Source organism: Microcoleus sp. Pol8_D6 (assembly GCF_036700965.1).
Lineage (GTDB): Bacteria > Cyanobacteriota > Cyanobacteriia > Cyanobacteriales > Microcoleaceae > Microcoleus.
The window spans coordinates 1-4,883 of the sequence record NZ_JAUBPW010000134.1 but is presented as its reverse complement, the minus strand read 5'-3'; the positions used below and the strand labels follow the sequence as shown (position 1 = coordinate 4,883).

Here is a 4,883-nt window from a genome sequence, read left to right as displayed (position 1 = left end):
GCTGCCATCTGTTCCATGCCATCAAAGTCAGCATTCAAATAGGCGGCTTCAGCAGCAGCAACATAGAGTTTTAGGGTCAATTCATACTGACTTTGCCAACAGTTGACTGTTAGTAGATTAATGCCTGTTTGCAGATAGATATTAGCCGCAGCGTAGGCATTAGAATTTCTGGCTTTCTGTCCGACTTTGAAGTTAAGTTGAGCCAATGCTTCCCTTTCTATTGGTTGGCTGATTAACTCAATTCCTAAATTCAAATGCCCGACAATATCAAACAGTTTTTCCTCTGTTTGGATCTCGGAGGAATTTTGTAGGAGTAGCTCTCCTATTTTGAGATGAGTGGCTTGTTTTTGGTTTTCGATAATTAATGAATAAGCTGCTTGCTGAACGCGATCGTGCAGAAACTTATAAGTTGGATTAGCAACAGACCCAGGAGGGAATTGAGCATCTGTTTGAAGGAAGCATTTATAGCCTTCATTAATGGGTAAAATGAGTCCTTCTTGCAATGCTATCCAGAGTGATGATGCAGTTGGTTCTGGTAATTCTTCGCTGACTACTGCCAACGTCTCTAAATCAAACTGCGCCCCAATGCACGCGGCAAGTTTGAGAACCTCCTGAGTTTTGGCAGGCAACTTCTGCAATTGCACCGCCATAAACTCCACCACATCCGAGGCGTGGGCCAATGTAACTTGAGCAATATCGTATTGCCACCCCCCTTTACTTCCCCCCTTACTAAGGGGGGACACAGGGGGGTTAAAAATAATTTGACCATCTTCATACAACGCCTTGAGGAATTGAGTGGAGAAAAAGGGATTACCTTTGGTTTTTTGATAAACTAATTCTGTCAAAGGTTGAGCTAAGGATAAATCGCAAATCAGCGTATCTGCTACCAACTGATTGAGATCTGCTAAAATCAACGGTTGCAGGGTAATCGTATTCACCACTGCCCCAGACTTGACAATTTCATCCACCGTCAGCATAAACGGATGAGTAGGTGACACCTCATTATCCCGATAAGCACCTAACACTAACAGATGCCCCCTATCCTGCATTAACACTTGTAGCAAGTTCAGGGATGCCGAATCTGCCCACTGCAAATCATCCAAAAACATCACTAATGGATGTTCGGCTTGGGTAAATACTTGCACAAACTTTTGCATCAGCAAATTGAAGCGATTTTGGGCGGCAGTCCCCGACAGTTCTAGTGCAGGACTTTGAGGGGCAATGATCTGTTCTAATTCAGGAATTACGTCAATCAAGACTTTGCCACTCTCGCCTACTGCTGTGAGAATCAGGGTTTTCCATGTTTGTAATTTATCGTCACTTTCTGATAATAATTGTCCCATCAATTCCCGAAATGCTTGCACAAATGCACTGAAGGGGATATTGCGCCCAAATTGGTCGTATTTGCCTTTGATAAAATAGCCATGCTGTCTGGCTATAGGCTTGTGGACTTCGTTCACTACTGCGGTTTTACCAATGCCAGAAAAGCCAGCGACTAGCATCATTTCGGCCCTACCTGTACTGACTCGTTCAAATGCACCTAATAGATAAGAAATTTCAGCTTCTCTACCGTATAACTTTTCGGGAATCAGAAAATGGTCTGTAAGATCTCGCCTTCCCAAGTCAAATTTTTCTATGCTATCGGTTTCTTGTAATTGAACCAGACACATTTCTAAATCATGCTTTATCCCCAAGGCAGTTTGATAGCGGTTTTCGGCATTCTTCGCCATCAGTTTACTGACAATTTGAGACATAATTAGGGGAATTACTGGCTCAATTTCGTGCGTGGGTACTGGCTGTCTGGCAATATGGCAGTGAACCAATTCTAAAGCGTCCTCTGTGTCAAAAGGCAGTTTTCCTGTGAGTAATTCATAAAAAGTAACGCCAAGGGAGTAAAAATCAGTTCGGTAATCGAGAGTACGATTCATTCTCCCGGTTTGTTCTGGTGAAGTGTAAGCAAGGGTTCCTTCCAGAATGCCGGGGTTTTTAAGTATCGGTGTTTCTCTGGTTAGCTGAGTGGAAATGCCAAAGTCGATAATTTTTAATTGTTTGGTTTGGGGGTTGTAAACAATATTCGAGGGGTTAATATGTTTGTGGAGGATGTTGGCGCTGTGAATTTGCCCTAATGCTTCCGTGGTGGCGATCGCAATTTGCAGAAATTCCTCCAGAGTAAACTTTCGCTGCTCCATCCAAATTGTCAAGGATTCGCCGCCAAAGTCCTCCACAAACATCACGAGGCTGTTTTGGTATTTTTGCAAGTCATAAACCTGCACGACTCCCGGCTCTTTTAGCTCTTGGGTGATGCGGTATTCGGTGCGGTAGCGCACCAATTCTTGAGGTGTGGGGTAGCTTTCTTTCAGGAGTTTGAGGATAATCGGCTGGTTATCTGTTTCCCGAATCGCCCGGTAAACCAGAGAGTTGACACTTTCGTAAAGCAGCGTCTGGACAGCAACGCCTGAAATAGAGAGCATATTGATTTTTATGGTAAAAATTAAAGCTAACTCAAAAAGCACCAGATTTGTGTATAGAATAGCACCTGAGAAAGGAAATTTTTTTGTTTTTGTAACAAATGTTAAGTTTTTAATGTAGCGATCGAGTTTGGGACTTTTATGATTAATGTAAATGGTGTAGCCGGTCTTTGATTTTTGTGCGAGTCACTAATGCAGACTCACATCGTTCCCAGTAAATTTTAGCAACGCGATCGCCTGGATTCTGACGCCAACACTCGGAAAAAAGTCGCGCCGCTTCAAATAACTTCCCTTCCGAATAAAGTGCCCTAGCTTCTGCAAACAATTCCAACGTAGCTAACTTGGTCTGTTTAATTTCTGGTAGATCTGCATCAAACACCTCATAAATCGTCACAGCTTCGGATTTTCCCTTGACTTTTACCGTATCTAGAGTGCGGATTGTGTACTGAGATGGATTTTTCAGGCGCGTATAAGTTGGCTGGGTAATTAACAGCGAAACCCCATAATTTTTTGTCAAACTTTCCACGCGAGAAGCTAAATTAACGGCATCACTAATTACCGTCCCGTCCATGCGATTTGGTCCTCCCACAGTTCCCAGCATCAAAGAACCCGTATTAATCCCAATCCCAATCTGAATCGGCGCACAGCCAGCGTTAGCGCAGTATTCATTGTATTCAGCGAGGCGGTGCAGCATCGCAATTCCCGCTTTCACCGCATTATCCGCCTCACCGCTAAACAGCGCCATAATCGCATCGCCAATATATTTATCAATAAACCCCTTATTTTCATTAATAACAGGTTCCATACGAGAAAGATAGGAATTGATAAATTTGAAATTATCCTCCGGCGTCATAGTTTCCGAAAGCGTAGTGAAATCGCGAATGTCGGAAAACAACACGGACATTTCTAACTGCACTTGGTCGCCCAACTCCACATCAATGATGCTTGATTTCTCTAAAAACTGGAGAAATTGATGGGGAACAAATCGCTCGTAAGCTTTGTTGAGTTGAGCCAGCCTGCTTTCATTTTCGCGTACTTCTGTATAAAGCTTAGAATTTTGAATTGAGATAGCGGCTTGTCCAGATAAAACTTTTAATATTTCCACTCTTTCTGGGGTAAAAGCTCCGGCTGTCAAATTATTTTCTAGGTAAACAATACTGACGATTTGAGATTGATTAATCAACGGCACACATAAAATTGATTTGGGCTGATGCTTTCGGATGTGACGGTCGTTGGTAAATTGTCCCGATCGCGCAGCATCATCCAATACGACGCTTTCTTGAGTGCGACTCACATAATTGACAATTGCGGAGGAAAGTTCTGGACAGGTTTCAACGGGAATTGATTGCAACACAGTGACGAGTTCGTCATTGATCGTCCCTTCAGCTTCAATAAACAGTTGTCCCTGGCTTAACAAAATCAGATAGCCTCGTTGCGCCCCTGCATTTTCCATCAAAATTTTCATCAAGCTAGACAGTAGCTTATCTAGCATAATTTCTCCAGAAATCGCCTGAGAAGCCTTCATGACTGCGGTGATATCTAGGTGATTCCCCGAACCCGTCGTTGTCATTGCTACGGTAGTTTGAGTGTTTTTCCTTCCCGGTTGAGTTACTGCGAATAAGTGGGGATATCGCGTTTCTAAATCCGTTACCTTAGCAGTGGCTCCCCATTCAACATAACAATAATACGCCTCAAATATGTAGGCTTGAGCAACTTTTGTTTTGCCCCATTCCGAGTAGAATTTGGCGGCTAGTTCGTTGGCCAGAGCTTCGTCATTAACATATTTGTTTTCTTTGGCTCCAGAAATTGCGCGATCGTACATTTCAATCGCCTCGGCTTTATTGCCCAAAACCCGTTGCCGTTCTGCTTCCACTAAACACCATTTATGCAGATAATTCATGGGAGCATTTTGCGCCCACTTTTGCAGCGTGCTTTGATGGGTTTCCACTAAGGCAATAATTTCAGTTTGCTCAATGGCTGGCTGTGCGGGAAAAAGTGCCAGGTGCGTCAGGGCGGCATAAAAATGAAAAATGGGAACAAAAGCTGATCCCGATACTCCCATCAAATACTGTTTGACTTGGGAAATGTGGTCTAGGGCCGCCGTGTAATTGCCATAGCAGTAAGCAAGCAGCAGTTTGAAGATACAGGCACAGGCGATCGCCGTAAATTCATTATCCTGATAGTGCTTGGGAATCATCACCGTTTCATCGTAGGCAGAGCCTATTAACAAATCCGGCCGAGTATGGGTTTCCCTCAAGTTTTGCACCGTCTGCTGAATCATATCCAAATAAACCCGCGCAGAATATTGTTTCAACTGCGCCATAACAGCCCTATAACTTGCTATTTCTGGTTCCCAAGTGTCTAGTTCTACACCAGCGAATAAATGAGTATAAAAGCAAATATATATGTTGTAGC

General features: G+C 43.4%; 2 protein-coding genes. Both read right to left on the bottom strand.

Annotated features, from left to right (window positions below; all coding sequences use genetic code 11):
- The coding region (locus tag QUA10_RS28515; RefSeq protein ID WP_333086466.1) for a serine/threonine-protein kinase PknK at nt 1–2,471 on the bottom strand (2,471 nt) is incomplete at its 3' end.
- A 142-nt stretch (nt 2,472–2,613) separates the two neighbouring features.
- The coding region (locus QUA10_RS28510) for an adenylate/guanylate cyclase domain-containing protein (RefSeq protein ID WP_333086465.1) at nt 2,614–4,883 on the bottom strand (2,270 nt) is incomplete at its 5' end.